Origin of the sequence: Ramlibacter cellulosilyticus (assembly GCF_014297465.1) — a bacterium.
Classification (GTDB): domain Bacteria; phylum Pseudomonadota; class Gammaproteobacteria; order Burkholderiales; family Burkholderiaceae_C; genus Ramlibacter; species Ramlibacter cellulosilyticus.
In genome coordinates, this window is sequence record NZ_JACORT010000015.1 from 69119 (window position 1) to 95228 (window position 26110).

25 protein-coding genes and 2 tRNA genes are annotated in these 26110 nt (G+C 69.1%); 14 read left to right on the forward strand and 13 right to left on the reverse strand.

Annotation, left to right across the window (positions count from 1 at the left end; all coding sequences use genetic code 11):
- Positions 1-36: 36 nt before the first annotated feature.
- Positions 37-939: a PP2C family protein-serine/threonine phosphatase gene (locus tag H8N03_RS24785; protein ID WP_187078921.1), complete on the reverse strand. Its 903-nt coding sequence runs from the start codon at positions 937-939 to the stop codon at positions 37-39.
- Between the two features lie 79 nt (positions 940-1018).
- Positions 1019-2023: a serine/threonine protein kinase gene (locus H8N03_RS24790; protein WP_187078922.1), complete on the reverse strand. Its 1005-nt coding sequence runs from the start codon at positions 2021-2023 to the stop codon at positions 1019-1021.
- Between the two features lie 76 nt (positions 2024-2099).
- Here H8N03_RS24790 and H8N03_RS24795 point away from each other — a divergent pair, with 76 nt between their 5' ends.
- The 4 genes from H8N03_RS24795 to H8N03_RS24810 all read left to right on the forward strand — a co-directional run bounded on the left by H8N03_RS24795 (position 2100) and on the right by H8N03_RS24810 (position 6296).
- On the forward strand, positions 2100-3020 hold the full coding sequence (locus H8N03_RS24795) for a YicC/YloC family endoribonuclease (RefSeq protein ID WP_187078923.1): 921 nt from the start codon (positions 2100-2102) through the stop codon (positions 3018-3020).
- 19 nt (positions 3021-3039) lie between these two features.
- Entirely contained in the window at positions 3040-3657 is a 618-nt protein-coding gene (gmk, locus tag H8N03_RS24800) for a guanylate kinase (protein ID WP_187078924.1), read from the forward strand.
- A 23-nt stretch (positions 3658-3680) separates the two neighbouring features.
- Positions 3681-3884 carry a DNA-directed RNA polymerase subunit omega gene (rpoZ, locus tag H8N03_RS24805; RefSeq protein WP_077592946.1) on the forward strand — a complete coding sequence of 68 codons (204 nt, stop codon included), beginning with the start codon at positions 3681-3683 and terminating at the stop codon, positions 3882-3884.
- A gap of 153 nt (positions 3885-4037) precedes the next feature.
- Positions 4038-6296: a RelA/SpoT family protein gene (locus H8N03_RS24810; protein ID WP_187078925.1), complete on the forward strand. Its 2259-nt coding sequence runs from the start codon at positions 4038-4040 to the stop codon at positions 6294-6296.
- Positions 6297-6395: 99 nt separating this feature from the next.
- On the opposite strand, the gene greB is transcribed toward H8N03_RS24810, so the two are convergent.
- Positions 6396-6965: a transcription elongation factor GreB gene (gene greB, locus H8N03_RS24815; protein ID WP_187078926.1), complete on the reverse strand. Its 570-nt coding sequence runs from the start codon at positions 6963-6965 to the stop codon at positions 6396-6398.
- A 124-nt stretch (positions 6966-7089) separates the two neighbouring features.
- Between greB and H8N03_RS24820 the strand changes: the two genes are divergently transcribed.
- The 5 genes from H8N03_RS24820 to H8N03_RS24840 all read left to right on the forward strand — a co-directional run bounded on the left by H8N03_RS24820 (position 7090) and on the right by H8N03_RS24840 (position 10460).
- Positions 7090-7389, forward strand: a complete 300-nt coding sequence (locus H8N03_RS24820) for a hypothetical protein (protein ID WP_187078927.1) — start codon at positions 7090-7092, stop codon at positions 7387-7389.
- A gap of 152 nt (positions 7390-7541) precedes the next feature.
- Positions 7542-7970, forward strand: coding sequence for a hypothetical protein (locus H8N03_RS24825; protein ID WP_187078928.1), 429 nt, complete (start codon positions 7542-7544; stop codon positions 7968-7970).
- Positions 7971-8043: 73 nt separating this feature from the next.
- On the forward strand, positions 8044-8292 hold the full coding sequence (locus H8N03_RS24830; RefSeq protein ID WP_187078929.1) for a hypothetical protein: 249 nt from the start codon (positions 8044-8046) through the stop codon (positions 8290-8292).
- 76 nt (positions 8293-8368) lie between these two features.
- Complete coding sequence (locus tag H8N03_RS24835) at positions 8369-9331, forward strand: CvpA family protein (protein WP_187078930.1); 963 nt, start codon at positions 8369-8371, stop codon at positions 9329-9331.
- A 1-nt stretch (position 9332) separates the two neighbouring features.
- Positions 9333-10460: a DNA topoisomerase IB gene (locus H8N03_RS24840; RefSeq protein ID WP_187078931.1), complete on the forward strand. Its 1128-nt coding sequence runs from the start codon at positions 9333-9335 to the stop codon at positions 10458-10460.
- Between the two features lie 119 nt (positions 10461-10579).
- Here the strand turns inward: H8N03_RS24840 and H8N03_RS24845 are convergent, their stop codons facing one another.
- The 7 genes from H8N03_RS24845 to H8N03_RS24875 all read right to left on the reverse strand — a co-directional run bounded on the left by H8N03_RS24845 (position 10580) and on the right by H8N03_RS24875 (position 18466).
- Positions 10580-12697, reverse strand: a complete 2118-nt coding sequence (locus H8N03_RS24845; RefSeq protein WP_187078932.1) for an amylo-alpha-1,6-glucosidase — start codon at positions 12695-12697, stop codon at positions 10580-10582.
- Positions 12690-14573, reverse strand: coding sequence for a malto-oligosyltrehalose trehalohydrolase (treZ, locus tag H8N03_RS24850; RefSeq protein ID WP_187078933.1), 1884 nt, complete (start codon positions 14571-14573; stop codon positions 12690-12692). The genes H8N03_RS24845 and treZ overlap by 8 nt, the downstream gene beginning before the upstream one ends.
- Positions 14574-14745: 172 nt before the next feature.
- The gene (locus H8N03_RS24855) at positions 14746-14964 is read right to left on the reverse strand and encodes a YodC family protein (protein WP_222623151.1); all 219 of its coding nucleotides are present in this window, start codon (positions 14962-14964) and stop codon (positions 14746-14748) included.
- 145 nt (positions 14965-15109) lie between these two features.
- A tRNA-Arg gene (locus H8N03_RS24860) sits at positions 15110-15186 on the reverse strand.
- Positions 15187-15246: 60 nt separating this feature from the next.
- On the reverse strand, positions 15247-16428 hold the full coding sequence (locus tag H8N03_RS24865; protein ID WP_187078934.1) for a CaiB/BaiF CoA transferase family protein: 1182 nt from the start codon (positions 16426-16428) through the stop codon (positions 15247-15249).
- On the reverse strand, positions 16428-17597 hold the full coding sequence (locus H8N03_RS24870; RefSeq protein ID WP_187078935.1) for an acyl-CoA dehydrogenase family protein: 1170 nt from the start codon (positions 17595-17597) through the stop codon (positions 16428-16430). Before H8N03_RS24870 ends, H8N03_RS24865 begins: the two co-directional genes overlap by 1 nt.
- On the reverse strand, positions 17594-18466 hold the full coding sequence (locus tag H8N03_RS24875) for an HTD2 family dehydratase (RefSeq protein WP_187078936.1): 873 nt from the start codon (positions 18464-18466) through the stop codon (positions 17594-17596). The genes H8N03_RS24870 and H8N03_RS24875 overlap by 4 nt, the downstream gene beginning before the upstream one ends.
- Positions 18467-18564: 98 nt before the next feature.
- Between H8N03_RS24875 and H8N03_RS24880 the strand changes: the two genes are divergently transcribed.
- From H8N03_RS24880 to H8N03_RS24890, 3 genes are all read left to right on the forward strand, one after another.
- Positions 18565-19806, forward strand: a complete 1242-nt coding sequence (locus H8N03_RS24880; RefSeq protein ID WP_187078937.1) for an MFS transporter — start codon at positions 18565-18567, stop codon at positions 19804-19806.
- The gene (locus H8N03_RS24885) at positions 19803-20555 is read left to right on the forward strand and encodes an SAM-dependent methyltransferase (protein WP_187078938.1); all 753 of its coding nucleotides are present in this window, start codon (positions 19803-19805) and stop codon (positions 20553-20555) included. Before H8N03_RS24880 ends, H8N03_RS24885 begins: the two co-directional genes overlap by 4 nt.
- A 97-nt stretch (positions 20556-20652) precedes the next feature.
- Positions 20653-21468 carry a mechanosensitive ion channel family protein gene (locus H8N03_RS24890; protein ID WP_354005177.1) on the forward strand — a complete coding sequence of 272 codons (816 nt, stop codon included), beginning with the start codon at positions 20653-20655 and terminating at the stop codon, positions 21466-21468.
- Between the two features lie 53 nt (positions 21469-21521).
- On the opposite strand, the gene H8N03_RS24895 is transcribed toward H8N03_RS24890, so the two are convergent.
- From H8N03_RS24895 to hrcA, 3 genes are all read right to left on the reverse strand, one after another.
- Positions 21522-21598, reverse strand: a tRNA-Ile gene (locus tag H8N03_RS24895).
- Between the two features lie 34 nt (positions 21599-21632).
- Positions 21633-22379, reverse strand: coding sequence for a hypothetical protein (locus H8N03_RS24900; RefSeq protein ID WP_187078940.1), 747 nt, complete (start codon positions 22377-22379; stop codon positions 21633-21635).
- A gap of 120 nt (positions 22380-22499) precedes the next feature.
- A complete protein-coding gene (gene hrcA / locus H8N03_RS24905) occupies positions 22500-23504 on the reverse strand; it encodes a heat-inducible transcriptional repressor HrcA (protein WP_187078941.1) in 1005 nt (334 codons plus the stop codon).
- A 46-nt stretch (positions 23505-23550) separates the two neighbouring features.
- On the opposite strand from hrcA, the gene H8N03_RS24910 reads away from it, so the two are divergent.
- A complete protein-coding gene (locus H8N03_RS24910; protein WP_187078942.1) occupies positions 23551-24447 on the forward strand; it encodes an NAD kinase in 897 nt (298 codons plus the stop codon).
- Positions 24448-26109: a DNA repair protein RecN gene (recN, locus tag H8N03_RS24915; protein ID WP_187078943.1), complete on the forward strand. Its 1662-nt coding sequence runs from the start codon at positions 24448-24450 to the stop codon at positions 26107-26109.
- Position 26110: the final 1 nt, after the last annotated feature.

The window sequence follows — 26110 nt, forward strand, 5'->3', positions numbered from 1 at the left end:
GCAAGGCCGGGATGACGAGGCGGGGGCGGTTAAGGCCTAAGCCTTTTTCGCCGCCGAGCGCCGGATCGCCTCGTTGATCTCCGCGATCGAGCGCTCGATCGCCGCGTCGTCGAGGTCGTCCACCAGCGTGTCGAGCACGCCGGCCTGGATGGTCGAGGCGAACACGCCGTCGCTGATGCTGTCGGTGGAGATGCCGCGGGTGGACTCGAAGGTGTCCGGCGTTTCCCACTCCATCGCGATGACGGTCACGTTGTCCGAGGTGTCGCCGCCGTTGCGCAGCGCGCTCTCGACGAGGTCGGGCACGGCTTCCGACACCGGCTTGGTGGCCAGGTCGTGGACGATCGCGTCGTCCTCCAGGCTGCTCCACAGGCCGTCGGAGCACAGCAGGATCTTGTCGCCCTGCTGCAGCTGCACGGGGCCGGTGACGTCGAAGACCGGCTTGGTCGGGGAACCCAGGCAGGTGAACAGGATGTTGCGGTTGATCCGGTCCATGCGGATCACGCCGGCGTTCTGCTGTTCCAGGTACGAGTGGTCGCGGGTGCGCGTGAGCAGCTCGCCGCCGCGCACGACGTACAGCCGCGAATCGCCGCAGTGCACCCAGGTGGCGTGCTGGCCCTGCACGATGGCGGCCACCAGCGTGGTGCGCGGCGTGTCGAGCATGCCCTTCTCGCTGGCGTAGCGGATGATCTGGTGGTGCGCCGCCATGAGCGCGACCGAGAGGAACTCGGTGACGTCCTTGACGACGGGCCGCGCTTCCTTTTGGTACAGCGCCGAGATGGTCTGCAAGGCCAGCTGCGCCGCCACCTCGCCCTCGGGGTGCCCGCCCATGCCGTCGGCCAGCAGGAACAGGCCCGACTCGCGGGTGTAGCAATAGCCCATCCGGTCTTCGTTCTTCTCGCGGCCGCCCTTGCGGCTGATCTGGAAGACCGAGAATTTCATGTCGACCTCCGCCGAGCCGCCTCAAGGAGGTCGAAGCCCCCTCGGGGGGCAGCGTCGCGAATGCGGAAAGCGTGGGGGCTCATTTGAGCTTCGCCCCGATGCCGCTGCGGCGCATGGACTTCTTGGTGTCGCTCACCATGTTGTCGAACTGGAGCCGCATCTTTTCACCGACCGAGAGCTTCGTGTAGCGCCGCTCGCCTTCCCGGCTCAGCTCCTTCTGGAGCGCGAACACCGACTGGGGACGGGACAGCGGGTCGAGCGACATGCACCATTCGACCACCTCGATGAGGTTGTCGGAGTAGACGCCGCGCAGGCGGGACAGGGCGAGCGACAGGCGGTCCTTCTCCAGTCGCTGCGGCGCATCGTTCGGGGGGTAACCCTGCATGCAGGCGTAGATGCAGGCGCCGATCGCGTAGATGTCCGTCCAGGGGCCCATGGAGGAGTCCCGGCGGTACATCTCGGGGGCGGCGAAGCCCGGCGTGTACATGGGGCGGATGAAGTTGCCTTCCTTGGACAGCACTTCGCGCGCGGCGCCGAAATCGATCATCACGGCGCGGTTGTCGTCCGTGATGAAGATGTTGGCAGGCTTGATGTCCAGGTGCAACATCTTGTGCTGGTGCACGATGCGCAAGCCCCGCAGGATCTCGTCGAACAGCGACCGGATGGTCGATTCGCGGAACACCTTCTGCTTCTTCAGCTCGCGGGCGGTGATGATGAAGTCCTGCAGGGTCGCGCCCTCCAGGTAGTTCATCACCATGTAGACGGTCTCGTTCTCCCGGAAGAAGTTCAGCACGCTCACCACCGAGGAGTGGGAGATCTGCGCGAGCGAACGGCCTTCCTCGAAGAAGCTTTTCAGGCCCAGGCGGTAGAGGGAGAGCTTTTCCGGGGCGACCTGGGGCAGGAGCTCACCGGGCGGGCGGGTGGCCAGGGACGAAGGCAGGTATTCCTTGATGGCGACCTGCTGCCCTTCGTTGTCCACCGCGAGGTAGACGACGCCAAAGCCTCCCGCGGACAGCTTGCGGACCACACGGTAGCCACCGATCACGGTATCCGGCGGCAGAGGCGCCGGTTTCAGCTTTGACATAATTTGATGCTGGTGGGGCGCTACAGCCCTCCCCTGATCCCCGAAATCCCCGCAACGACTTCAAAGACTCCTCTTCATGGCAGTTTACAGCATGACCGGTTACGCCTCGGCGCAACACAGCCCCGGGACGTCACCGGCAAGCCACGATGGAGGCAAGACTGCAACAGGTGCGCGCCTGGGGCTGGAAATCCGCTCCGTCAACAGCCGCTTCCTGGACCTGTCCTTCCGCCTCGGGGAGGAGCTGCGCGCCCACGAACCCGCCTTGCGGGAGCTGATCGCGGGCCGCGTGAAGCGCGGGAAGGTGGAAGTGCGCGCCGGCGTCGAGGGCACGGGGGCGGAGATCGCCCGCGAACCCTCCATGGCCACCCTGCAGCGCCTCGCCGCGGTGCAGGACACGGTGAAGACCTGGATGCCCACGGCCGCCGACCTGTCGGTGGCCGAAGTCCTGCGCCTGGCCGCCTCCGAAGGCGACACCAGCATCGACTGGGGCGAGAGCCTGCAACAGATTGCGACAAATGCGCTCGAGGACCTGGTCGCGGCCCGCGAGCGCGAGGGCGCCCGCCTGGCGAAGATGCTGCTCGGGCACCTGCAGCAGCTGCGCGCCCTGGCCGAACAGGCCAGGCCCCTGGTGCCCCAGCTCGTGGAGCAGCAGCGCCAGAAGTTCCTGGAGCGCTGGAAGGAGGCCATGGCCCTGGGCGAAGGCTCCGCCACGCCCGAGGCGGCCCAGGACCGCGCCCTGACCGAGGCGACCGCCTTCGCGATCCGCATCGACGTCGCCGAGGAACTGACCCGCCTGGCCGCCCACCTCGACGAGATCGAGCGGCTGGTGAAGAAGGGCGGCGAGATCGGCAAGCGCCTGGACTTCCTGATCCAGGAGCTGCACCGCGAGGCCAACACGCTGGGCTCGAAGTCCGCCACCCTGGAGCTCACGAAGATCTCGGTCGACATGAAGGTGCTGATCGAGCAGATGCGGGAACAGGTCCAGAACATCGAATAGCGATCGTCGATAATCCGTCATGGACTACCCCGGCAACCTGTTCGTCGTCGCGGCTCCCTCCGGTGCCGGCAAGTCCAGCCTGGTGAAAGCCCTGCTGGAGCTCGATTCCCACGTCCAGCCCTCCGTCTCGCACACCACCCGCGCCCCGCGCGGGCAGGAAAAGCACGGGCGCGAGTACTTCTTCGTCCCCGAAGCGGAGTTCGACCAGATGGTGCTGGCCGACGCTTTCGTGGAATGGGCCCACGTCCACGGCAAGCGCTACGGCACCTCGAAGAAGGCCATCGAGGACCGCATCGCCCACGGGCACGACGTGATCCTGGAGATCGACTGGCAGGGGGCGCTGCAGATCAAGCGCATCTTCGCCAACGCGGTGCTGGTCTTCATCCTGCCCCCCAGCTGGGACGAACTGCGCTCGCGCCTGGAGCGCCGCGGCGAGGACGCGCCCGAGGTCATCGAAACCCGGCTGCGCAATGCGGCTGCCGAAATGGCGCAGTGCAAGGAATTCGATTTCGTTATAATCAACGAGTTATTTGAGCGCGCGCTTTTTGACCTCAAAGCGATCGTGCATGCCCAGCGCCTGAAGTACGTGTCCCAGAAGCGCCTTCGCGCCGAATGCTTCCAGGCCCTCGGGCTCTGAAACCCCACCCCGGAGAGAGATTCATGGCCCGTATCACCGTCGAAGACTGCCTCGAGAAGATCCCGAACCGCTTCCAGCTGGTGCTGGCCGCGACCTACCGCGCCCGCATGCTGAGCCAGGGCCATGCGCCCAAGATCGAGAGCAAGAACAAGCCGGGCGTGACCGCCCTGCGCGAGATCGCCGAAGGCAAGATCGGCCTGGAGATGCTCAAGAAGGTCCCGGGCTGAAGCTCGCCTCCCTCGCACGAAAGCCGCCCTCGGGCGGCTTTTTGCTTTGATGGCTACGCAGGGACTAGGGCTTAGGGATTAGGGGCTAGGGAAAACCGCCCCCATCTAACCCCTAGCCCCTAATCCCTAGCCCCTAGCCCCTATCATGTCCCCATGAGCGCGGTGCTTCCCACCACCTCGGGCAAACGGCCCAGCAGCCCGATCCTGCCCTCCCCTGCCGCCGCGAACGCCGCCGCGGCCAGCTTTGCCGCTCTCACGGCCCGCCTCGACTACCTGGACCCGGCCGAAGTGGACCTGGTCCGCAAGGCCTACCGCTTCGCCGACGAATCGCACCTGGGCCAGATGCGGGCGAGCGGCGAGCCCTACATCACCCACCCGATCGCCGTCGCCGCGCAATGCGCCGAGTGGAAGCTCGACGCGCAGGCGCTCATGGCGGCGCTGCTGCACGACGCGATCGAGGACTGCGGCGTCACCAAGCACCAGCTGATCGAGCGCTTCGGCGCCGCGGTGGCCGACCTCGTCGACGGCCTCACCAAGCTGGACAAGCTGCAGTTCAACACCCGCGAGGAGAACCAGGCCGAGAGCTTCCGCAAGATGCTGCTGGCCATGGCGCGCGACGTGCGCGTCATCCTCGTGAAGCTGGCCGACCGCACGCACAACATGCGCACGCTGGAAGACGTGCCGCGCGAGAAGTGGCACCGCATCGCCAGCGAGACGCTCGACATCTACGCGCCCATCGCGCACCGGCTCGGCCTGAACCAGACCTACCGCGAGCTGCAGGAGCTGTCGTTCAAGTACCTGCGGCCCTGGCGCTACGCGGTGCTGGCCAAGGCGGTGTCGCGCGCCCGCAGTCGCCGGCGCGACCTGATCCAGAAGGTGCACCGCGACATCGAGAACGCCTTCGACGCGGCGAACATGAAGGTGCGGATCTCCGGGCGCGAGAAGACGCTCTTCTCCATCTACAAGAAGATGGACGAGAAGCACCTGTCCTTCGCGCAGGTGACGGACATCTACGGCTTCCGCATCATCGTGCCGACGGTGACGGACTGCTATACGGCCATGGGCCTGCTGCACCAGCTGTACAAGCCGGTGCCCGGCAAGTTCAAGGACCACATCGCCATCCCCAAGATCAACGGCTACCAGTCGCTGCACACGACGCTGGTGGGCCCGTCCGGGGTGAACGTGGAGTTCCAGCTGCGCACCGAGGCCATGCACCTGGTGGCCGAGTCGGGCGTGGCAGCGCATTGGCTGTACAAGGCGAGCGTGCCGCAGGAAGAAGGCACCGAGCGCCTGGGCACCAAGTGGCTGCAGTCGCTGCTGGACATCCAGAACGAGACGCGCGACGCGGCGGAGTTCTGGGACCACGTGAAGATCGACCTCTTCCCGGACGCCGTCTACGTGTTCACGCCCAAGAGCCAGATCCTGGCGCTGCCGCGCGGCGCGACGGTGGTCGACTTCGCCTATGCCATCCACTCGGACGTGGGCGACCACACGGTGGCCGCGCGCATCAACGGCGCGCAGGTGCCGCTGCGCAGCGAGCTGAAGAACGGCGACGTGGTGGAAGTGGTGACGGCGCCCGTGTCCACGCCCAATCCCGCGTGGCTGGGCTTCGTGCGCACGGGCCGCGCGCGCTCCAAGATCCGCCACCACCTGAAGACGCTGGCGCAGGCCGAGTCGCAGCAGCTCGGCGAAAAGCTCCTCGCGCAGGCGCTGCGCGCCGAGGGCATGGAGAAGCTGCCGCCGGACGACGAGAAGTACCACGGGTTGTGGGAGAAGCTGCTGCGCTTCACCGGCAACCGCAGCCGCGCCGAGCTGCTGACGGACCTCGGCCTCGGCAAGCGCATCGCGGGCATCGTGGCCAAGCGCCTGATGACGCTGCTGTCCGAGATGGGGCAGAAGCCGGACGCGCTCCTGATCAGCCGCGAACGCTTCACGGCGCACGAGAACGTCTCGCAAGGCGGCCTCACGCTGGACGGCAGCGAGAACGCCTCGGTGCAGTTCGCGAGCTGCTGCCGGCCCGTGCCGGGCGATTCCATCCTGGGTTACCTCGGGCGCGGCGAAGGCCTGGTCGTTCACACCACCGACTGCACCGTCGCGAAGCGGCTGCAGCACAAGGACGCCGAGCGCTTCATCGGCGTGGAGTGGGCCGACGAGCCGCTGCGCTCCTTCGAGACGGGCGTGCTGGTCACGGTCGCCAACGGCAAGGGTGCCCTGGCCCGCGTGGCCGCCGCGCTGGCGAACGCCGAAGCGGACATCACGCACGTGGACATGGACGACGAGGCGAAGCAGGACGCGACGGACCTGCGCTTCGTGGTGTCGGTGCGGGACCGGACGCACCTGGAGTCGGTGCTGAGGAACTTGCGGCGGACGCCGAGCGTGATGAACGCGGTGAGGATCCGGCCGGGGTCTTGATTGCTGGGGTGCGCTTCGCGCAACCCAGCCTACGAAGACCGATGCCCCGGTAGGCTGGGTTGCGCGAAGCGCACCCCAGCAAACAGCCCTGGTCCCCCGCTAGTGCGCCGCCACCGGCGCCGGATACTCCACCTTCAGGATCTCCACCTCCTTCACCCCCGCCGGCGTTACCAGCTTCACCACGTCGCCTTCGCGCGCCTTCAGCAGCGCGCGAGCGATGGGCGAGATCCAGCTCACCTGGCCGTGCGCGCTGTCGGCCTCGTCGATGCCCATGATGGTGATGGTGCGCTCCACGCCCGTGTCTTCCTCCGCGTACGTCACCGTCGCCCCGAAGAACACCTGGTCGTGCCCGTGGTGCAGGGAAGGATCCGTGACCTCCGCGATCTCCAGGCGCTTGGTGAGGAAGCGGATGCGGCGGTCGATCTCGCGCAGGCGCTTCTTGCCATACAGGTAGTCGCCGTTCTCGGACCGGTCGCCGTTGCTCGCCGCCCAGTGCACCACTTCGACCACCTTGGGCCGCTCCTCGTCGATCAGGTGCAGCAGCTCGGACCGCAGGCGCGCGTAGCCCTGCGGAGTGATGTAGTTCTTGCCGCCCGCGGGCAGCGGCGGCAGTGCGCCGCCGTCCTCGTCGTCGTCGTTGTCGGTTTCGCGCGTGAACGCCTTGCTCATGCGGCCAAGCATAACGAGTGCGCGCGGCCAGCGACATCGCAGCCGTCCTACAGCGCGAAGGGCGGCCTTCCGTATGGCCGAGCCGCCTGGCGGCCGCACGATGCAGCGTCCGAGGAGCGACCGCATGACCCTGGAAAGCCGCCCGCCCGCCATCAACCCCACCGCCGAAGACGCGTACTGGCGCGACGCCTATCGCCGCGAGCCCTACTACCGCAGCGAGCTCACGTACGACGACTACGCGCCCGCCTACCGCGTCGGCTACACCGGTCCCGTGCGGCGCAGCGGCGAATTCGAGCAGCTCGAACCGCAGCTAAAGGACGACTTCGACCGCGTCCGCGGCAAGTCCCGATTGCGCTGGGAAGAGGCCCGGGAAGCCACCCGCGCCGCCTGGCGGCGGGCCACGCGCAACGAACACCCGCACTGAATCACAACTTTTCTGGTCGTTCTCCCCTGAATAAGGGGCTGCGGTCCGGCGGGCGCTGCCTAGAATGAGCCCACTCGGCTCTCGCCGCGTTCGCGCGCGGCCCGCTGCTCGTGGCCAATGCCTCTTTCGCCCGCAACCCGCCCGGTGGCGCCATGCCGTCGCCGACGCGCCCGCTCGTCGCCGTGCTGCCGTTCACGCCGCAAGGCGAAGGCGAGTCGCTGCGCCTCCTGTGCACCGAGCTCGCCGACCGCCTGCGCGACCGCCTCGCGCAGGACCCGGCGATGCAGGCCATCCTGATCAGCTCGGACTTCCTCGCCAAGGCACCGCCGCACGCGCTGGAACTGATCTGCCGCGAGCTGGGCGTCGGCCACCTGATCTCCGGCCGGTGCCATGCCACGGGCAAGGAGCCGTCGGTGTACGTGGAGCTCACCGACACGCGCGACTGGTGCATCCGCTGGGCCGAGTTCTACGGCGGCGGCGCGCGCGCCCTGCTCGCCGAAGACAGCCAGGCGATGGCGCAGCTCGTGCACGAACTGCGCAGCGAGCTGCTGGTGCACGCCGGCGCCCACGGCCGCTGGTAAACCCGTTCCGCCTTTTGGGGGATTTGCACCGACGGTGCCCTCCCTAGCATGGCCATGCCGGGAGGAGAACAACATGGCCAGCTACTTCGTCGCGACGCGCGCCGCCGGGGGCGCGCATGCGGTGCACGACCGCAGCCGCTGCCCGCCGGGAGCCTTCCCGCGGCAGGACGCCGAGTACCTCGGCGAGTTCCTCGATTCGGCGCAAGCCGTCGCCGTCGCCCGCCTCCGCTACGTGCACGTCGCCGCCTGCTCCTGCTGCCTGTGCGTCCGCGCGCCGGCCGTGCGGGCCGCGACGGTCACCGCCGGCTCGCTCCGCTCCTGACCGGCGCGCGTCCGCCCGCGGGCGTCAACGCCGTCCTACGTCAACAGTTCGAGCGCCGCGCCCATACTGGGCCGGCATGCAGCTCAACCCCGTCGATCTCCTGCTGGTCGCCATCGTGCTGGTCGGTGCGTGGGCCGGCTGGTCGCGCGGCTTCCTCTTCGCTGCGCTCGACCTCCTCACGCTGGCGGTGAGCCTCGCCGCGGCGTTCCTGGGGTGGCGCGAGATCGCGGACCTGGTGAACGGCGCGGCGCCCGCGCTCGGCGTGTGGATCGCGCCGCTGTCCTTCGTCGTCATCTTCCTCCTCGTGCACTTCCTCCTCGGCCTGGTGGTGCTGCGCCTGCTGCGGCGGCTGCCCGGCAAGGTGCACGGCCATGGCATGAACCGCGCGCTCGGCATCGTGCCGGGCGCCGCCAACGGGCTCGTGCACGCGGTGGTCGCGGCCGTGCTGCTGCTCACGCTGCCGCTCGGTGCGCGGGTGGGCACCTGGGCCCACGACAGCGCGCTCGCCACGCGCTTCTCCGCGCCGGCGGAATGGGTGGAGGCGCAGCTCGCGCAGATCTTCGATCCCGCCGTCGAGCGGACGCTGCGCGTGGTGACCGTCAAGCCGGAGTCGCGCGAAGGCGTCCCGCTCGCGTTCCACGTCGCCGAAGCGCCGCCGCGCCCCGATCTCGAGGCGCAGATGCTCGACCTCGTGAACGCCGAGCGGCGCTCGGCGGGACTGGAGGCGGTGAAGCCCGACCCCGTGCTCACGCAGGTCGCGCGCGCGCACAGCCAGGACATGTTCGCGCGCGGCTACTTCTCGCACTACACGCCCGAGGGGCGCGACCTCGAGGACCGCCTGCGCACGGCGCGCATCGGCTACCTCACGGCCGGCGAGAACCTCGCGCTCGCGCCCTCCCTCTACACCGCGCACACCGGGCTGATGCACTCGCCGGGCCACCGCGCGAACATCCTCCGCCCGCAGTTCGGGCGCCTGGGCATCGGCATCCTCGATGGCGGCATCCACGGCCTGATGGTCACGCAGGCGTTCCGCAACTGACATGAAGGACGTCGAGGCGTTGACTCCCACTCCTGCCGATCCGCGCGAGGCCGCGGAGGCGGCCGGGCTCGTGTACGTGAGCGACGAGGACCGCGGCATCCGGCGCGAGCGCCAGGGCGACAGCTTCGCGTACTACAAGCCCAACGGCGACAAGCTCACGGACGAGACCGCTCTGGAGCGCATCCGCAAGCTCGCGGTCCCGCCCGCGTACACCGACGTGTGGATCTGCCCGAAGGCCAACGGGCACCTGCAGGCCACGGGGCGGGATGCGCGGGGCCGCAAGCAGTACCGCTACCACCCCGACTTCCGGGCGGCGCGCGAGAGCACCAAGTACGAGCACATGCTGGCGTTCGCCAGGGCGCTGCCGGCGATCCGCGCGAAGCTCGCCGAGCACATGGCGCTGCGCGGCCTCTCGCGCGAGAAGGTGCTGGCCACGGTGGTGCACCTGCTGGAGACGACGCTGATCCGCGTCGGCAACGACGACTACGCCAGGGAGAACAAGAGCTACGGCCTCACCACCTTGCGCAACCCGCACGTGAAGGTGGACGGCTCGGAGCTGCGTTTCCAGTTCAAGGGCAAGAGCGGCAAGATGTGGCGGCTGCAGGTGAAGGACCGCCGCATCGCCAAGATCATCCGCGCCTGCCAGGACCTGCCGGGGCAGCGCCTGTTCCAGTACAAGGACGACGAGGGCGAAGTGCGCGAGGTGACTTCCGCGGACGTGAATGCGTACCTGAAGGAGATCACGGGCGCCGACGTCACGGCGAAGGACTTCCGCACCTGGGCGGGCACGGTGATGGCGGCACTGGCCTTGCGCGAGTTCGAGACCGCGGAGACCAAGGCGACGCAGAAGAAGAACCTGAAGGAGGCGATCGAGCGCGTGTCCTCGCGCCTGGGCAACACCCCGACCATCTGCCGCAAGTGCTACATCCACCCCGAGGTGCTCAACGCGTACGTCGAGGGCAGCCTTCGGCTGGAGGTGAAGGACGGGGTGGAAGAAGGCCTGCTGAAGCCCGAGGAAGCCGCGGTGCTGGCGATGCTGGAGACGCGGCTGAAGCGGACGCTGGAGGACTCGCTGAAGGACAGTCTGGCGGAGGTGAAGAAAAAGAAGCAGCGGGTTGCGCGGAGATAGCTGGGGTGCGCTGCGCGCAACCCAGCCTACGAGGCCGCGCACGAGGTAGCCCGACGAAAGCGGCGCACGCAGTGCAGGCTGTAGGCCGGGTTCGCCGCAGGCGACCCCAGCCAGCTCGATCACTTCGCGGACAACGCCTGTGACGACCACGACGGCGCAGCTGATGGAGTGCCTGCGGCAGGCTGCTGGCGAACGAGGTGCCGGCACTTCACCAGGATCCGCAGCACCTCGGCGACGCTCCAGGCCTGCGCGACGCAGCCGCGGGGCGTGAAGGGCGGCTCGGCGTCGAAGATTTCGCTGATCTGGCCGATGCCTGCTTCGCCCAGGTGGGCCGCGAAGCCCTCGATCAGCTGTTCGATGCCGCGGCCGTCGTCCGGATGCACCTTCAGCCAGGCATCGGCGAACGGGCCCGCGAGCCACCCCCACACCGTGCCCTGGTGATAGGCCGCATCGCGGGAGCGCAGGTCGCCGTCGTAATGCGATTTGTAGTCCGGATGGCCCGGCGCCAGGGAGCGCAGGCCCACGGGCGTGACCAGCAGGCGCTGCACGACGTCCAGCACCGTGCGCCACTTCTGCGGGTCCAGCACGGGGTGGGGCAGCGAGATCGCCAGCACCTGGTTGGGCCGGATCGCGGCGTCGTCGCCGCCGGATTCCGCGTCGACCACGTCGTAGAGGCAGTTCGCCTGCGCGTTCCAGAAGCGCTGGTTGAAGCTCTCGTACACGCGGTGCGCATGGCGCGCCATCTCGTGCGCGCGCTGCTCGTCGCCTTCTTCCCGCAGCCAGCGCTCCATGAGGCGCAGCGCGTTGTAGAACAGCGCGTTCAGCTCCACCGCCTTGCCGCGCCGCGGCGTGACGACCCAGCCTTCCACCTTCGCGTCCATCCACGTGAGCTGGTAGCCCTCGGCGCCCTGCTTCAGCAGGCCGTCGCGCGGGTCCACGCCGATGTTGAAGCGCGTGCCGCGCAGGTGGTGCGCGATGATGTCCAGGAACTTGGGGATCGCGTGGCGCAGCGTCAGGCGGTCGCCCGTGACCTGCACGTAGCGGTCCATCGCGTGGAAGAACCACAGGGTCGCGTCGGCGGTGTGGTACAGGCCTTCGTTCTGCCCCTCGGGGAACATGTTGGGGATGAGGCCGTCCTTCACGTAGTGCAGGAACGTGCGCAGGATGTAGCCCGCCTCCGAGTGCCGCCCCGTGCAGAGCGTCAGCCCTTCGAGGCTGATCATCGTGTCGCGGCCCCAGTCGGTGAACCAGTGGTAGCCCGCGATGACGGTGCGGGCCTGGTCGCCTTCGGCGAGCGCGCGCGCCGCATCGGCCTGCCGGCTGAAGGGCGCGATGATGAACTGGTCGGCCGCGAGCACCAGCTCGCCCGCGCGCCCGCTGCGCGCGGCCGGGTCGGCCTGCTCCAGCAGCTTCTCGCGGCGCGTGAATTCGGCCTGCAGCGCCTGCTGCGGCGTCATCGCATGCATGGTGTCCCAGCTCTCGGTGGACGCGACCAGCGTGCATTCCTCGCCCGGGCCCAGCATCGCGCGGAAGCGGCCGGGCGTCCACGTGCGGCCGCGCGAAGGATAGCCGCGGGACGCCTCGATGCGGTAGAAGAACTCCTCGAAGCTGCCGCCTTCCAGCACGAGGTCGGCGTCGTGGCCCTGCAGCGTCATGCGCAATGGCGGCAGCGCGCGGTTGGAGACCGACTGCACCTCGAGCCGGCGCTCCATCACCTGGATGCAGCAGTGCTCGTCGAGGCCCTGCTCCACCGGCATCTCGTGGCCGCGGAAATGCAGGCGCGGGCGCAGGATCAGGCGCACGCGGTCCTTGCCACGGACCATGCGGTAGTTCACGTGCACCGTGTTCTGCCCGTAGGGCAGCAGGATGCGCTTCTCGATGACCGTGTCGCCCACGTGGAAGGTCCACACCGGCAGGCCCATCTCGAGGCGGAACTCCGTCAGGAACTCGGGCATCTCGAATGGCGTGTCCGGCCGCTCCTCGCCCGCGAGCCGCACGAGGTTGCGGTCCGGCATGCGCAGCCATTCGCCGAGGTGGCTGAGCATCACCGTGCGGCCGATCGGCGTGGGCAGCGCCGCGATCAGCAGGCCGTGGTAGCGGCGGGTGGCCACGCCGGCCACCGAGCCCGAGGCGTAGCCGCCGAGGCCGTTGGTGACGAGCCATTCGCGGGTGAGCAGGTGCTCGGGGTGTTCCTGCGCGTCCTGCCACGGCACGCGGTTCAGGATGGCATCAGCCATCGTCGTCCTCCATGGTTCGCGGGGCGAGCACCGCCAGCGCGTGCGCAGGCAGGCGCCAGCTGTGCTCCCCGTCCGGTTCGATCATTCCATTGCCGCCGTAGCGCGGGTCCTCGCTGTTCCACAGGAGCTGCCAGCGGCAGCCCGCGGGCGGCGCGAGCAGCGGCTCCGGCATCGGGTAGAGCGGCAAGGTGGGCCCGAGGTTCACCACCAGCAGGCGGTCGTCGCCGGCCTCGTCGAGGAAGCGCAGCAGGAAGGCCTCGGGGCCCAGCACCGCACCATGCATGCGTTGCGCGTCGCAGCGCGAGAACACCGGGTCCTCGCGCCGCAGCCGCAGCAGGTCGCGATGCAGCGCGACGACGTGCGCGTTGCGCTCGCGTTCGCCGTGGTCCAGCTTGCAGCGGCGGAAGGTCTCTTCGTCGGCGGGCACGGCGAGCAGCTTGCCACCATCCTCGCTCGCGATGTTGGGGAACTGGGTGAGGAATTCGTGGCGCCCCTTGCGGATCAGCGTGTTCAGCTCGTCCTCGTGCCGCGCGAAGTACAGGAAGGGCGCGCTCGCGGCGAACTCCTGGCCCATGAACAGCAGCGGCGTGCAAGGCGTGAGCAGCATCAGCGCGGTGAGCGCGCGGAAGCGGCCCGGCGAGGTGAGCTGGTGCAGGCGCTGCCCGCGCGCGCTGTTGGCCACCTGGTCGTGGTTCTGCAGGAACTGGATGAAGGCGGTGGCCGGCAGGTCCAGCGAAGGATGGCCGCGGCGCTTCTTCTGCCACGCGTAGAACTGGCCCTGGTAGAGGAAGCCCCACTTCAGCGAGGAGATCAGCTCCTGCGGCGTGCCGCGCGTCTCCGAGAAATACGCCTCGCAGCCGCCGGTCGCGGCGACCGTGGCGCTGTGGTGGAAGTCGTCGTTCCAGAGCGCGTCGACGCCCATGCCGCCGCGCCCGGGCGGACGCGCCAGCTCCGCGTGCTGGGGTTCGTTCTCCGCCGAGATGTAGATGCTGCGACCCGGCGCCGCCGCGCGTGCACGCTCGACGATCTCGGCCACGATGTACTTCTCGCTCGCATCGAAGAGGCACTGCGTGGCGTCGAGCCGCAGCCCGTCGAAGTGGAACTCGTCGATCCAGTACGCCGCGTTGCAGGCGAAGAACTCGCGCACCGGAGCGCCGTTCTCGCCATCGAAGTTGATCGCGTCGCCCCACTCGTTGTCGTACTTGCTGCTGACGTAGTCGCGTGAAAAGCGGGTGACGTAGTTGCCGCTGGGACCGAAGTGGTTGTAGACCACGTCCAGGATCACGCCGAGGCCGAGCGCGTGCGCGCGGTCGATGAAGTGGCGCAGGTCGTCCGGCGTGCCGTAGAGGCGCGTGGGCGCGAACAGGTTGACGCCGTCGTAGCCCCAGCCGAAGGGGCCGTTGAATTCGTTCACCGGCATCAGCTCGATGACGGTGATGCCCACGTCCTTCAGGAACGGGAGGTGCTCCTCGGCGGCGCGGTACGTGCCTTCGGGCGTGAAGGTGCCGATGTGCATCTCGTAGAGCACCTGCCCCCGCGCGGTGACGCCGCGCCAGTCCGCGTCCGTCCAGCGGTAGGCATCCAGCGCGACCACCTCCGAAGGGCCATGCGGTCCTTCCGGCTGCCAGCGTGAGGCGGGGTCGGGGAAGGTGTCGCCGCCGTCGAGGCGGAAGCGGTAGCGCGCGCCGGGCTCGGCGTGGTCGGCGAAGCCGGAAAAGTAGCCGTCGCCCTCGTGCCGCAAGGGCACGGCCGCCGCAACGCCGTCGAACACGACGTCCACGCGCTTCGCCGCGGGCGCCCACACGCGGAAATGCGTTCCCTCCCGCGGGCGGTACTCGGCTCCGATCGGAAGGCGTCTTCTGCTGCTTGTTGTCATTTCGTCCTGCGAGGGGAGGCGCTTTCATTTTGCGATGCAGCAACGCGGCGGTGCGTGAGCAGCCGTGTCGGTCGCGTGCAGGACATGTCGGTCAGCGCCATGCGGTGCCCAGGGCTCGCACCCGGGCTGGGCATCCGATCAGGAGGGAAAGGCCGCGCGACTGCGCGGAGGCTCAGCGCGCGAGCGCCGCCGCGCCCTGGGATTGCCAGGCGCGGCGTTCGCGGCCGATGTCGCGCAGGGACGTGAAGAGGAAGGTGCCCTGGTGCAGGTCCACGCCCGCGTACCACTGGCAATAGGCCGTGTCGCCGCTCACGGCGCGGACCACCATCGGCGGGCCGCCTGCCTTGAGCCGGACCACGTCTCCTGCTTCGAATTGCTCGTTGCCGATCACGCGGCCATTCTCGCCGCGTCGGGTGGCTCGGCCGTGTGGGCGGGAGCCCCGGCCGGGGTAGGACTCGTACTACACAGGACGAGCGCCGTCTCCGCAAGCGGCCAAAGAGAAAGGGCTGCATCCGGATGGATGCAGCCCTTCGATTTGGCGCGGCTGGCAGGATTCGAACCCACGACCCCTTGGTTCGTAGCCAAGTACTCTATCCAACTGAGCTACAGCCGCGAAGCCATGAAGTATAGCAGGATCTTCGGAGCCCTTCCCGGCCGGGCCCGGGCGAGACTGTCAGATGGCTTGCACCGCCTGCAAGCGGGCGATCTCGGCGTCCCCGCGACCCAGCTCGCGCAGGATCGCTTCCGTGTGCTGGCCCACGGCCGGAATGGGGTCCATGCGGTAGTCGAAGCCGCTGTGCACCCCCGGCGGCAGCAAGGCCTGCAGCGCTCCCGCCGGTGACCCGACCGAAGCGAAGCGCCCGCGGGACTGCAGCTGCGGATGCTGCCAGACGTCCGCGATCGTGTTCACGTGGGCATTGGCGATCTGCGCTTCTTCCAGGCGGGCAATCACCTGCCTGGCGTCCATCTGCCCGAACACCTCCAGGATGATCGCGGCCAAGGCCTCCCGGTTCGCGTTGCGCCGGCTGTTGTTCTCGAAGCGCGGGTCCGTGGCCAGCCCCGGCTGCAGCAGCACCCTCTCGCAGAACAGCTTCCATTCGCGCTCGTTCTGCAACCCCAGCATCACGGTCTTGCCATCGCCGGTCGCGAACGGGCCGTAGGGATAGATCGTCGCGTGCGACGCCCCGCTGCGCGGCGGCGGCTCGGCGCCCTCGTAGGCGTAGTAGAGCGGGAAGCCCATCCACTCGCCCAGCGCTTCGAGCATGGAGACGTCCACGTGCGAGCCCTCGCCCGTCTTCTGCCGCTGCAGCAGCGCCGCGAGCACGCCCGTGTACGCGTACATGCCCGCCGCGATGTCCGCGATGGAGATGCCCGCCTTGGACGGCTGTTCCGGCGTGCCGGTGACCGACAGGAAGCCGGCTTCGCTCTGGATCAGGAGGTCGTAGGCCTTCTTGTCGCGGTACGGGCCATCGTTGCCGTAGCCGGAGATGTCGCAGACGACCAGGCGCGGGTGCCGCTCGCGCAGCTTCGCGTAGCTGAAGCCCATGCGGTCGGCCGCACCCGGAGCGAGGTTCTGCACCAGCACGTCGGCGCGGGCCAGCAGGTCGTCCAGGACCGCGAGCGCCTCCGGCTGCTTCAGGTCCAGGGTCAGGCTTTCCTTGGAGCGGTTCACCCACACGAAGTGCGAGGCCAGGCCCTGCGTGCGCGCGTCGTAGGCGCGGGCGAAGTCGCCGACGCCGGGCCGCTCCACCTTGATCACGCGAGCGCCGAGGTCGGCGAGCTGGCGCGTGCAGAAGGGAGCGGCGATCGCGTGCTCCAGGGAGACGACCGTGATGCCGTCCAGGGGCCTCGTCATCAAAAGCTCCGCGGCAGCCCGAGCAGGTGCTCGGCCACGTAGGAGTACACCAGGTTCGTCGAGATCGGCGCCACCTGGTACAGCCGCGTCTCGCGGAACTTGCGCTCCACGTCGTATTCGTGCGCGAAGCCGAAGCCGCCGTGCGTCTGCAGGCACATGTCCGCGGCCTGCCACGAGGCTTTCGCGGCCAGGTACTTCGCCATGTTCGCCTCGCCGCCGCAAGGCTTGTGCGCGTCGAACAGCTCGCAGGCCTTGAAGCGCATCAGGTTCGCGGCTTCCGTCTCGATGTAGGCATCCGCGATGGGGAACGCGACGCCCTGGTTCTGCCCGATCGGGCGGTTGAACACCACGCGCTCGCTGGCGTAGCGCCGCGCCTTCTCCACGAACCAGTAGGCATCGCCTATGCACTCGGCGGCGATCAGCGTGCGCTCCGCATTCAGCCCGTCCAGGATGTAGCGGAAGCCGAGGCCCTCGGTGCCGATCAGGTTCTCGGCCGGGATCTCCAGGTTGTCGAAGAACACCTCGTTGGTCTCGTGGTTCACCATGTTCGGGATCGGCCGCACCGTCATGCCCTTGCCGATGGCCTGGTGCAGGTCCACGAGGAAGATGCTCATGCCTTCGCTCTTCTTCTTCACCTCCGCCAGCGGCGTGGTGCGCGCCAGCAGGATCATCAGGTCCGAGTGCTGGATGCGCGAGATCCAGACTTTCTGGCCGTTGACGACATAGCGGTCGCCCTTCTTCACGGCCGTGGTCTTGAGCTGGGTGGTGTCGGTGCCCGTCGTCGGCTCCGTGACCGCCATGGACTGCAGCCGCAGCTTGCCGCTCGCGATGCCGGGCAGGTACTGCTGCTTCTGCGCGGGCGAGCCGTGGCGCAGCAGCGTGCCCATGTTGTACATCTGGCCATGGCAGGAGCCGGCGTTGCCGCCTGAGAGGTTGATCTCCTCCATGACGACCGACGCTTCCGCCAGCCCGAGGCCGGAGCCGCCGTACTCCTGCGGAATCATCGCCGCCAGCCAGCCCGCCTCGGTCAGCGCGTCGACGAAGGCTTCGGGGTAGCCGCGGTCGGTGTCGACCTTCTGCCAGTAGGCGGAATCGAAGCGGCCGCACAGGTCGCGCAGCGCCTCGCGCATGTCCTGGTACTGGTCGGGAGCGGGAATCGCGGTCTTCATGCGAACGTCGCCTCCGCCTGCATGGTGAGCCAGCCTTCGTGGTCCTGCGCCCAGAGCTGCGCGGCCTTGCCGTCCGCGGAGGGCTTGCCGCCGACGCGGAAGGGATGCAGGTCGAACGTGGGCCGCACGGCCTTGAAGCTGAAGCTGGCAAACCGAGCATCCGGCCGCTGGCGCCGCGCGAGGTCCACCAGCAACGTGGCGATCAGCGGCCCGTGCACGATGAGGCCCGGATAGCCTTCCACCTCCGTCACGTACTTGCGGTCGTAGTGGATGCGGTGGCCGTTGAAGGTGAGCGCGGAATAGCGGAACAGCAGCACGTCGTCCGGCACGATCTCGCGCGACCAGGGCGCGTCCGCGGGCGCGGCCTGCGGCGGAGGCACAGGGTCGCCGGGCTGCGGCGCCGCCCGATAGACGATGTCGTGCTCCTCGGTGAGCGCCACGCCTTGCGCGTTGCGCAGCTCGTGGCGCACCAGCACGAACAGCAGGTCGCCGCTGCGCCCCGCCTTGTGCGTGACCGAGACGATGCGCGACGTGCGCTCCACCGCCTCGCCGACGCGCAGCGGTGCAAGCCACTGCAGGCGGCCGCCCGCCCACATGCGGCGCGGCAGCGGCACGGGCGGCAGGAAGCCGCCGCGCTTCGCATGCCCGTCGGGCCCCAGCTCGCTCTGTCGCGCACTGGGCAGGAAGTAGAGCCAGTGCCAGAGCGGCGGCAGCTCGGTGCCGGCCGCCGGCGCCGGGTCGTCGCGGTCCAGCGTGGCCGAGAGGTTGCGCACCGGGGCTGCCGTGATGTCGTCGCGCAGCGTCTCGCTGCGTCCTTCCCAGCCACGCAGGTGCTGCAGCAGCTCGGGGGTGATGCGGGTGGTCTCCATCGCGCGATGGTATGCCCAAAGCCGTCCCCGCCACCCTGCGCGCGTACTACGCAGGTACGCAGGGGAAGCCCGCGCAGGGTCTTGCATATGATGGGTGCATGACGGCACGCTGGTATTTCGGCTGGAACATCGTCGCCGCGGCGGCAGTCCTCACCCTGCTCTCGACGGGCATGCGCCTGAGCTTCGGGCCGTTCTTCCTGCCCATGGCGCACGACCTGGGCTTCAGCCGCAGCCTGCTGGCCACCATCGTGGCGGTGGGCATGATCACCTACGGCCTCGCCATGCCGCTCGCCGGCGCCCTGATCGCCCGGCACGGCACGCGGCCCGTGCTGCTCGCCGGCACGGTGCTCGTGGTCGGGTCCGTGCTGTGGACCGTCGCCACCACGGACACCACGGCCTTCCTGCTCTCCTTCGGCGTGCTGCTCTCCGTGGGCCTCGCCTTCGTCAGCCCCGTGTCGCTCACGCCGGTGATCAGCCACTGGTTCACGCGCCAGCGCGGCATGGCCTTGTTCTTCCTGTCGACGGGGTCCATGGCCGGCATGGCGGTGATGACGCCGGTGCTCAGCTTCGCGATCCAGGCCTTCGGCTGGCGGCCCACGCTGGTGGGCTTCGCCGCGGCGTTCACCGTCTTCACGCTGCCCGCTGCGCTGTTCGTGATCCGCGATTCCGCGCCGGAGCACACCGACCTGGACCCCTCGGACTTCGCTGCCCAGCGAGCCCGCGCGGGCACGCTGCCGACCAGCCTCAAGCTGAGCGAGGCCATGCGCACCGCGCCGTTCTGGAAGATCTTCTTCGGCCTGTTCGCCTGCGGCTTCAGCATGAACCTGCTCGGCACCCACGGCATGCCGATGCTGATGGACCACGGCTTCGATGCGTTCACCAGCTCCATGGGCATCGGCGTGATCGGCTTCGTGGCCATCGGCGGCACGCTGCTGCTCGGGCGCTTCGCCGACCGCCTGCCGCGCCGCCACATCCTGGCGTCCATCTACTTCGTGCGCGGACTGGGCTTCTTCGCGCTGGTGCTGGTGGGCACGCACTGGGAACTCTACCTGGCCTCCGCCATCGGCGGCCTGGTATGGGCGGGCAGCATAGCGCTCTCGTCGGCGATCCTCGCGGACGTCTACGGCGTGCGCCTCGTCGGCGTGCTCTATGGCATGGCCTACCTCGGCCACCAGATCGGCGGGATGATCAGTTCCTGGCTGGGAGGCTGGGGCTACGAGCACTTCGGCACGCACTGGGTAGCGTTCGGTTCGGCCGGCGTGCTGCTGTTCGCCGCGGGCGTGGTCGCGCTGCAGTTGCCGCGCAAGGGCTTCACCCTCATGGCGCCGGCGATCGCATGAAGCGCGCGCTGCTCGCGCTCTGTTGCGCCCTCGCGTGCGGCGCCGCCTTCGCGCAAGGGGGTGAAGAGGTGCCCTTCATCACCTCGCCCGACAACGTCACGCAGGAAATGCTGCGCATCGCGAACGTCGGCGCCGGCGATCACGTCATCGACCTGGGCTCCGGCGACGGGCGCATCGTGATCGTCGCGGCGAAGCGCTTCGGCGCCACCGGCCTCGGCGTGGAGATCGACCCTGCCCTCGTGCGCCGCAGCCAGCAGAACGCGCGCGACGCCGGCGTGGCGCAGCAGGTCGAGTTCCGCGTGCAGGACCTGTTCGAGACGGACCTCTCCCGCGCCACGGTCGTCACGATGTACCTGCTGCCGGAATTCAACCTGCGGCTGCGCCCTTCGCTGCTGGCGCTGAAGCCCGGCACGCGCATCGTGTCGCACGACTGGGACATGGGCGACTGGAAGCCGGACGCGACCACCGTCGTCGACGTTCCCGAGAAGAAGGTCGGCCTCGACAAGTTCAGCCGCGTGCACCTGTGGGTGGTGCCCGCGAAAGTCGACGGACTCTGGTGCGGCGCGGACGGGCCGCTGGTCCTGCGGCAGGCCTACCAGGAACTCGCGGCGAGGCTCGGCGCGCGCGAAGTGAAGGGCCGCGTGGAAGGCGCCGACATCCTGCTGGAGGGTCGGCGCCTCACGCTCGCCGGCGACACGCTGCGCAGCCCGGCGGCCAGCTACGTCCGGGCGCGCTCAGGCGCCTGCTGAGGGCGCCTGCAGCGCGGCCATGGGCCGAAAGTCCCATTCGGCCGCCGGGGACCTGTCGCTAGAGTCCCGATCCACGCGCCCTGCCCAGGAGAACGCCGTGGACATCAACGCCGCCGAAACCTTCCTCCGCGTCACGGTCCTGCAGCTCGGGATCAAGATCCTCGCCGCGCTCGCCTTCTGGATCGTCGGGCGATGGATCATCGCGCGGGTGATCGGCCTGATGCGGTCGGCGATGGACCGCCACCGGCTGGACCCCACCCTCACCAAGTACCTCGGCTCGGTCATCAATATCGTGCTGACCATTGCGCTGGTGCTCGGCATCCTCGGCTACTTCGGCGTGCAGACCACGTCGTTCGCCGCGCTGCTCGCGGGTGCGGGCGTCGCCATCGGCGCGGCCTGGAGCGGCATGCTCGGCAACTTCGCGGCGGGCGCGTTCATGCTGGTGCTGCGGCCCTTCAAGGTGGGCGACTTCGTGAGCGTGGCGGGCGTGACCGGCACGGTGCAGGAGCTGGGCCTGTTCGGCACCACGCTCATCACGCCGGACAACGTGCTCACCCTCGTGGGCAACGGCAAGGTGTTCGGCGACACGATCCAGAACTTCTCCGCGCTGCCGGTGCGTCGCGTCGATCGCCTCGCGCAGCTCTCGGGCGCCGTCGACCCCGCCGAGGCGATCGGGCGCCTGCGCGACGCGGTGGCGCGCATCCCGAACGTGCAGGCGACGCCGGCGCCAGAGGTGAACCTGGTCGACCTGAACCTGCTCGGCCCTGTGATCTCCGTGCGTCCCTACTGCAGCAACACGCATTACTGGCAGGTGTACTTCGACACGAACGAGGCGATCGTGCGCACTTGCAGGGAGGCAGGGTGGCCGGCGCCCGTGCCGGTGAACGTCACGCGGGTGCAGCAGGTGGGCTAGAGGCGGTGCCTGCCTGCACACCTGTCGCCCGCGACGCCGGTGGGAAGAAGGATTGGTAGGCCGTGCTGGACTTGAACCAGCGACCAAGGGATTATGAGTCCCCTGCTCTGACCAACTGAGCTAACGGCCCGCCTGCAGCGATTGTAGGCGGGCCCTCTTGCGCGCTACTTCGCGCCGCTGAAGATCACGCTCTGCTTCGTGGGCGTGTTGCGCGCCACGGCGTAGAGGCGACCGTTGTCGGGCCGGATGTAAGCGATGCCGGTGAAAGCCAGGCCCGGCAAGGCGCACGGCGCGCCGCCGAAGGCGATGGCCAGGTCGTAGGCGTTCACGTCGGTCCGCGGCGTGGCGGTGCCGGTGATCGCGCAGCCGTTGATCGTGCTGCTGACCGCGCCCGTTTCCGTCACCGTGAAGACGGCCGGACGCACGCCCAGGGCGAAGCCGGCCGTGCCCGTGTAAGCGCCGGCCAGGCGCTGCAGCGTCGGCATCGGCGTCGCGCCCCATGCGGCCACGTAGGTCCGGGTCTGGAAAGTCACCGCCGCGCCGGACGCCGTGGTCGTGACGGTTCCATGGAAGCTGGATCCCGCCTGCAGCGTGGCCGCCAGCGTGGACGGCCGGATGCCGAGGCCCTCGGCGCTGAACTCCAGCGCGTCCTGGGAGGCGAACTGCTCGCCGGTGAGCGTCGCGGTACCCTGGATGGCGCCACCGACCGTGTTCGCGTCGGTCGTGGACGAATAGAGGAGGTAGTAGCTGCCGTCGGCGAGGGTCACGCCACCGACGTCGCGCCCCGTGCTGGTGGTCCCGTGCCAGACGGCGGAACTGCTTGCATTGCCGTCGTCGCCCCCGCCGCAGGCGGCCAGCAAGGCCGCGACGAGGAGGCCGCCTGCCGCGGCCCGGATGGTGCTCGATCGCATATTGTTTCTTGTTGTAAAAACGGCGCGAGTGTCATGGGACACAGCCCGGCCGTCAAGGGCGCCGGGGACAGGCGCGGCGCGGAGGAGACGCGGAAGGCGGAGGGTGCGGAGGAATACCGGCTATTTGTGGCTCAGCGCGTTGCTGACGAGCCGCGAGGTGATGTCCACGATCTGGATCATCCGGTCGTAAGCCATCCGCGTCGGGCCGATCACGCCCAGCGTGCCCACGACCTGCCCGTCCACCTCGTAAGGGGCGCTCACCACCGACAGCTCCTCGAACGGCACGATGTGGCTTTCGCCGCCGATGAAGATGCGCACGCCATCGGCCTGGCTGGACACGTCCAGCAGCCGCATCAGCTGGGTCTTCTGCTCGAAGAGTTCGAAGGCATGCCGCAGGTGCGTCATGTCGCTGGCGAAGTCGCTCACGGCGAGCAGGTTGCGCTCGCCGGAGATGACGACCTCGTCCTGGTCCTCCTTCAGCGCCTCGGAACTCGCATCCACCGCCGTCTGCATCAGCGTGACGATCTCGCTGCGCAGCTGCTCCACCTCGTTCTTCAGGCGCTCGCGCACTTCCTCGATCGTGAGGCCCGCGTAGTTGGCGTTGAGGTAGTTGGCCGCCTCGGCGAGCTGCGACTGGCTGTAGTCCGCCGCGGTGTGCACCACGCGGTTCTGCACGTCGCCGTCGGGCGAGACGATGATGATCAGGAAGCGGCGCTCGGCCAGCCGCAGGAATTCGATGTGGCGGAACACGGAGCTGCGCCGCGGCGCCACCACCACGCCGACGAACTGCGACAGGTTCGACAGCATCTGCGCCGCATGGGCGATCACCTTCTGCGGCTGGTCCGGCGGCAGCGAGGGCGCGGCGAAGTCTTCGCGGCGCGCGGTGAGCATCGTGTCCACGAACAGGCGGTAGCCGCGCGCCGTGGGAATGCGGCCTGCCGAGGTATGCGGGCTGGCCACCAGCCCCAGCTCCTCCAGGTCCGACATGACGTTGCGGATGGTGGCGGGCGACAGCTCCAGGCCGGAGGCGCGCGACAACGTGCGCGAGCCCACGGGCTGCCCCTCGGCGATGTAGCGCTCGATCAGGGCTTTGAGCAACACCTTGGCGCGGTCGTCGAGCTTCATGCGTAGTGCCGGGACTTCCCGGCGATTTTAATGATGTAATTTGCCGATGAAATCGATCTTCCGGCAGGTCGCCCTGATCGGCAAGTACCACACTGCCGTCGCACCGGCCCTGGCCGCGTCGACCCGCGCCGCGCTGGAAGACATCGCGAATTTTTTGGCATCGCAAGGCTGCGAGGTGCACGTCGAACGCGACACCGCGGCAGTCATCGGCCTCACCGGCTTCCCCACCGCGGACGCCGCCGCCCTCGGTACCCACTGCGACCTCGGGCTCGTCGTCGGCGGCGACGGAACGATGCTGGGCATCGGCCGCCAGCTCGCGCGCTTCGGCGTGCCCCTGATCGGCATCAACCAGGGGCGCCTCGGCTTCATCACGGACATCCCGCTGGACCAGTACCGCACCGTGCTGCCGCCCATGCTGGCCGGCGAGTACGAGGAGGACCACCGGTCACTGATGCACGCCCACGTGGTGCGCGACGGCCAGGTGGTGTTCGACGCGCTGGCGATGAACGACGTCGTCGTGAACCGCGGCGCCACCTCCGGCATGGTGGAACTGCGCGTGGAGGTCGACGGCCATTTCGTCGCCAACCAGCGCGCAGACGGTTTGATCGTGGCGACGCCCACCGGTTCCACGGCTTATGCGCTGTCCGCGGGCGGGCCGCTGCTGCATCCTTCCACCCCCGGCTGGGTGCTGGTGCCGATCGCGCCGCACACGCTGTCCAACCGGCCCATCGTGCTACCGGACGGGGTGGAGGTCGCCATCGAGCTGGTCGCCGGGCGGGACGCCAGCGCCAATTTCGACATGCAGTCGCTCGCGTCACTGCTGCACGGTGACCGCATCACCGTGCGGCGCTCGCAGCACAAGGTACGATTCCTGCACCCCAGGGGTTGGACCTATTTCGACACCCTGCGCAAGAAAATGCACTGGAACGAGGGGGCTGCCTAAGTGGGCCTGAAACGCATCGCGCTGCGCGACTTCGTCATCGTCCGCGAGCTGGAGCTCGATCTCGGCGAAGGCTTCTCCGTGCTCACGGGCGAGACGGGCGCCGGCAAGTCCATCCTCGTCGACGCCCTGCAGCTCGCACTGGGTTCGCGCGCGGAGGCGACCGTCGTGCGCGAAGGCGCCCAGCGCGCCGAGATCAGCGCGGAATTCGACCAGCCGGCGGCCCTCGCGCCCTGGCTGCAGGAGGCCGGCTTCGACGCCGGCGACACGCTCCTGCTGCGCCGCACCGTGGACTCGCAAGGCAAGAGCCGCGCATGGATCAACGGCAGCGCCGCCACCGCGGCGCAGTTGCGCGAAGCCGGCGAGATGCTGGTGGACATCCACGGCCAGCACGCGTGGCAGAGCCTCACGCGCCCCGCCTCCGTGCGCACCTTGCTCGATGGCTATGCGGGCATCGACACCGCGCGGCTGCAGCAGCTGTGGAACGCCTGGCGCGCCGCGCAGAAGACGCTGGCCGAAGCGCGCTCCGCGCAGGACTCGCTGCAGCGCGAGCGCGAACGCCTGGCCTGGCAGATCGGCGAGGTCGACAAGCTCGCTCCGCGCGACGACGAGTGGGAGCAGCTCAACGCCGACCACACGCGCCTGTCGCACGCGCAGGCCCTGATCGATGCGGCCCAAGGCACGCAGGAGCTGCTGGATGGCGACGAGGGCGGCGCGCGCCGCGGCCTCGCGCAGGCGCTCGACACCTTGCGCGGCCAGGAACACCTGGAGCCGCGCTTCCGCGAGATCGCGGAGGTGCTGGCGTCCAGCCTCGCGCAGGTGGAGGACGCCGCACATTCGCTGCAGGCGTGGCTGCGCAAGTCGGATCTCGACCCGGAGCGCCTCGCGGAACTCGACGAGCGCATGGGCAGCTGGATGTCGCTCGCGCGCCGCTACAAGCGCCAGCCGGCGGAACTGCCGGCGCTGCTTTCCGGGTGGAAGGACGAACTGGCCAGGCTCGATGCCGCTGCGGACCTCGCCGCGCTCGAAGCCGCGGAGAAGAAGGAATTCGACGCCTTCCAGAAGGAAGCGAAGAGCCTGTCCGCCGCGCGCGCCAAGGCAGCCCCGCAGCTCGCCAAGGCGGTCACGCAGGCGATGCAAGGGCTCGGCATGCTGGGCGGCCGCTTCGAGGTCGCGCTGGAGAAGCTCGAGACGCCTTCGGCCCACGGGCTGGAGGAAGTCGCCTTCCTCGTCGCGGGGCATGCCGGCAGCACGCCGCGCCCGGTGGGCAAGGTGGCGTCCGGCGGCGAGCTCTCGCGCATCGCCCTGGCCATCGCGGTGACCACCAGCCGCCTGGGCGAAGCCCAGACGCTGATCTTCGACGAGGTGGATTCGGGCGTGGGCGGCGCGGTGGCCGAGACGGTCGGCCGGCTCATGAAGCAGCTCGGGCGCGACCGCCAGGTGCTGGCCGTCACGCACCTGCCGCAGGTGGCGGCCTGCGCCGACCATCACCTGGTGGTGGCGAAGAAGTCCGAGAAGACGGGCGTCTCCAGCAGCGTCGCGCCGGTCGAAGGCGAGAAGCGCGTCGCCGAAGTCGCGCGCATGCTGGGTGGCGAACGCCTCTCGGGCACCACGCTCGCCCACGCGAAGGAAATGCTGGGAGACGCCGCCGCGGCGGGCAGCTGAC

Coding starts and splice junctions, on each gene's coding strand:
- H8N03_RS24785 (WP_187078921.1), bottom strand. CDS start 939: ATGAAATTCTCGGTCTTCCAGATCAGCCGCAAGGGCGGCCGCGAGAAG.
- H8N03_RS24790 (WP_187078922.1), bottom strand. CDS start 2,023: ATGTCAAAGCTGAAACCGGCGCCTCTGCCGCCGGATACCGTGATCGGT.
- H8N03_RS24795 (WP_187078923.1), top strand. CDS start 2,100: ATGGCAGTTTACAGCATGACCGGTTACGCCTCGGCGCAACACAGCCCC.
- gmk (WP_187078924.1), top strand. CDS start 3,040: ATGGACTACCCCGGCAACCTGTTCGTCGTCGCGGCTCCCTCCGGTGCC.
- rpoZ (WP_077592946.1), top strand. CDS start 3,681: ATGGCCCGTATCACCGTCGAAGACTGCCTCGAGAAGATCCCGAACCGC.
- H8N03_RS24810 (WP_187078925.1), top strand. CDS start 4,038: ATGAGCGCGGTGCTTCCCACCACCTCGGGCAAACGGCCCAGCAGCCCG.
- greB (WP_187078926.1), bottom strand. CDS start 6,965: ATGAGCAAGGCGTTCACGCGCGAAACCGACAACGACGACGACGAGGAC.
- H8N03_RS24820 (WP_187078927.1), top strand. CDS start 7,090: ATGACCCTGGAAAGCCGCCCGCCCGCCATCAACCCCACCGCCGAAGAC.
- H8N03_RS24825 (WP_187078928.1), top strand. CDS start 7,542: ATGCCGTCGCCGACGCGCCCGCTCGTCGCCGTGCTGCCGTTCACGCCG.
- H8N03_RS24830 (WP_187078929.1), top strand. CDS start 8,044: ATGGCCAGCTACTTCGTCGCGACGCGCGCCGCCGGGGGCGCGCATGCG.
- H8N03_RS24835 (WP_187078930.1), top strand. CDS start 8,369: ATGCAGCTCAACCCCGTCGATCTCCTGCTGGTCGCCATCGTGCTGGTC.
- H8N03_RS24840 (WP_187078931.1), top strand. CDS start 9,333: ATGAAGGACGTCGAGGCGTTGACTCCCACTCCTGCCGATCCGCGCGAG.
- H8N03_RS24845 (WP_187078932.1), bottom strand. CDS start 12,697: ATGGCTGATGCCATCCTGAACCGCGTGCCGTGGCAGGACGCGCAGGAA.
- treZ (WP_187078933.1), bottom strand. CDS start 14,573: ATGACAACAAGCAGCAGAAGACGCCTTCCGATCGGAGCCGAGTACCGC.
- H8N03_RS24865 (WP_187078934.1), bottom strand. CDS start 16,428: ATGACGAGGCCCCTGGACGGCATCACGGTCGTCTCCCTGGAGCACGCG.
- H8N03_RS24870 (WP_187078935.1), bottom strand. CDS start 17,597: ATGAAGACCGCGATTCCCGCTCCCGACCAGTACCAGGACATGCGCGAG.
- H8N03_RS24875 (WP_187078936.1), bottom strand. CDS start 18,466: ATGGAGACCACCCGCATCACCCCCGAGCTGCTGCAGCACCTGCGTGGC.
- H8N03_RS24880 (WP_187078937.1), top strand. CDS start 18,565: ATGACGGCACGCTGGTATTTCGGCTGGAACATCGTCGCCGCGGCGGCA.
- H8N03_RS24885 (WP_187078938.1), top strand. CDS start 19,803: ATGAAGCGCGCGCTGCTCGCGCTCTGTTGCGCCCTCGCGTGCGGCGCC.
- H8N03_RS24900 (WP_187078940.1), bottom strand. CDS start 22,379: ATGCGATCGAGCACCATCCGGGCCGCGGCAGGCGGCCTCCTCGTCGCG.
- hrcA (WP_187078941.1), bottom strand. CDS start 23,504: ATGAAGCTCGACGACCGCGCCAAGGTGTTGCTCAAAGCCCTGATCGAG.
- H8N03_RS24910 (WP_187078942.1), top strand. CDS start 23,551: ATGAAATCGATCTTCCGGCAGGTCGCCCTGATCGGCAAGTACCACACT.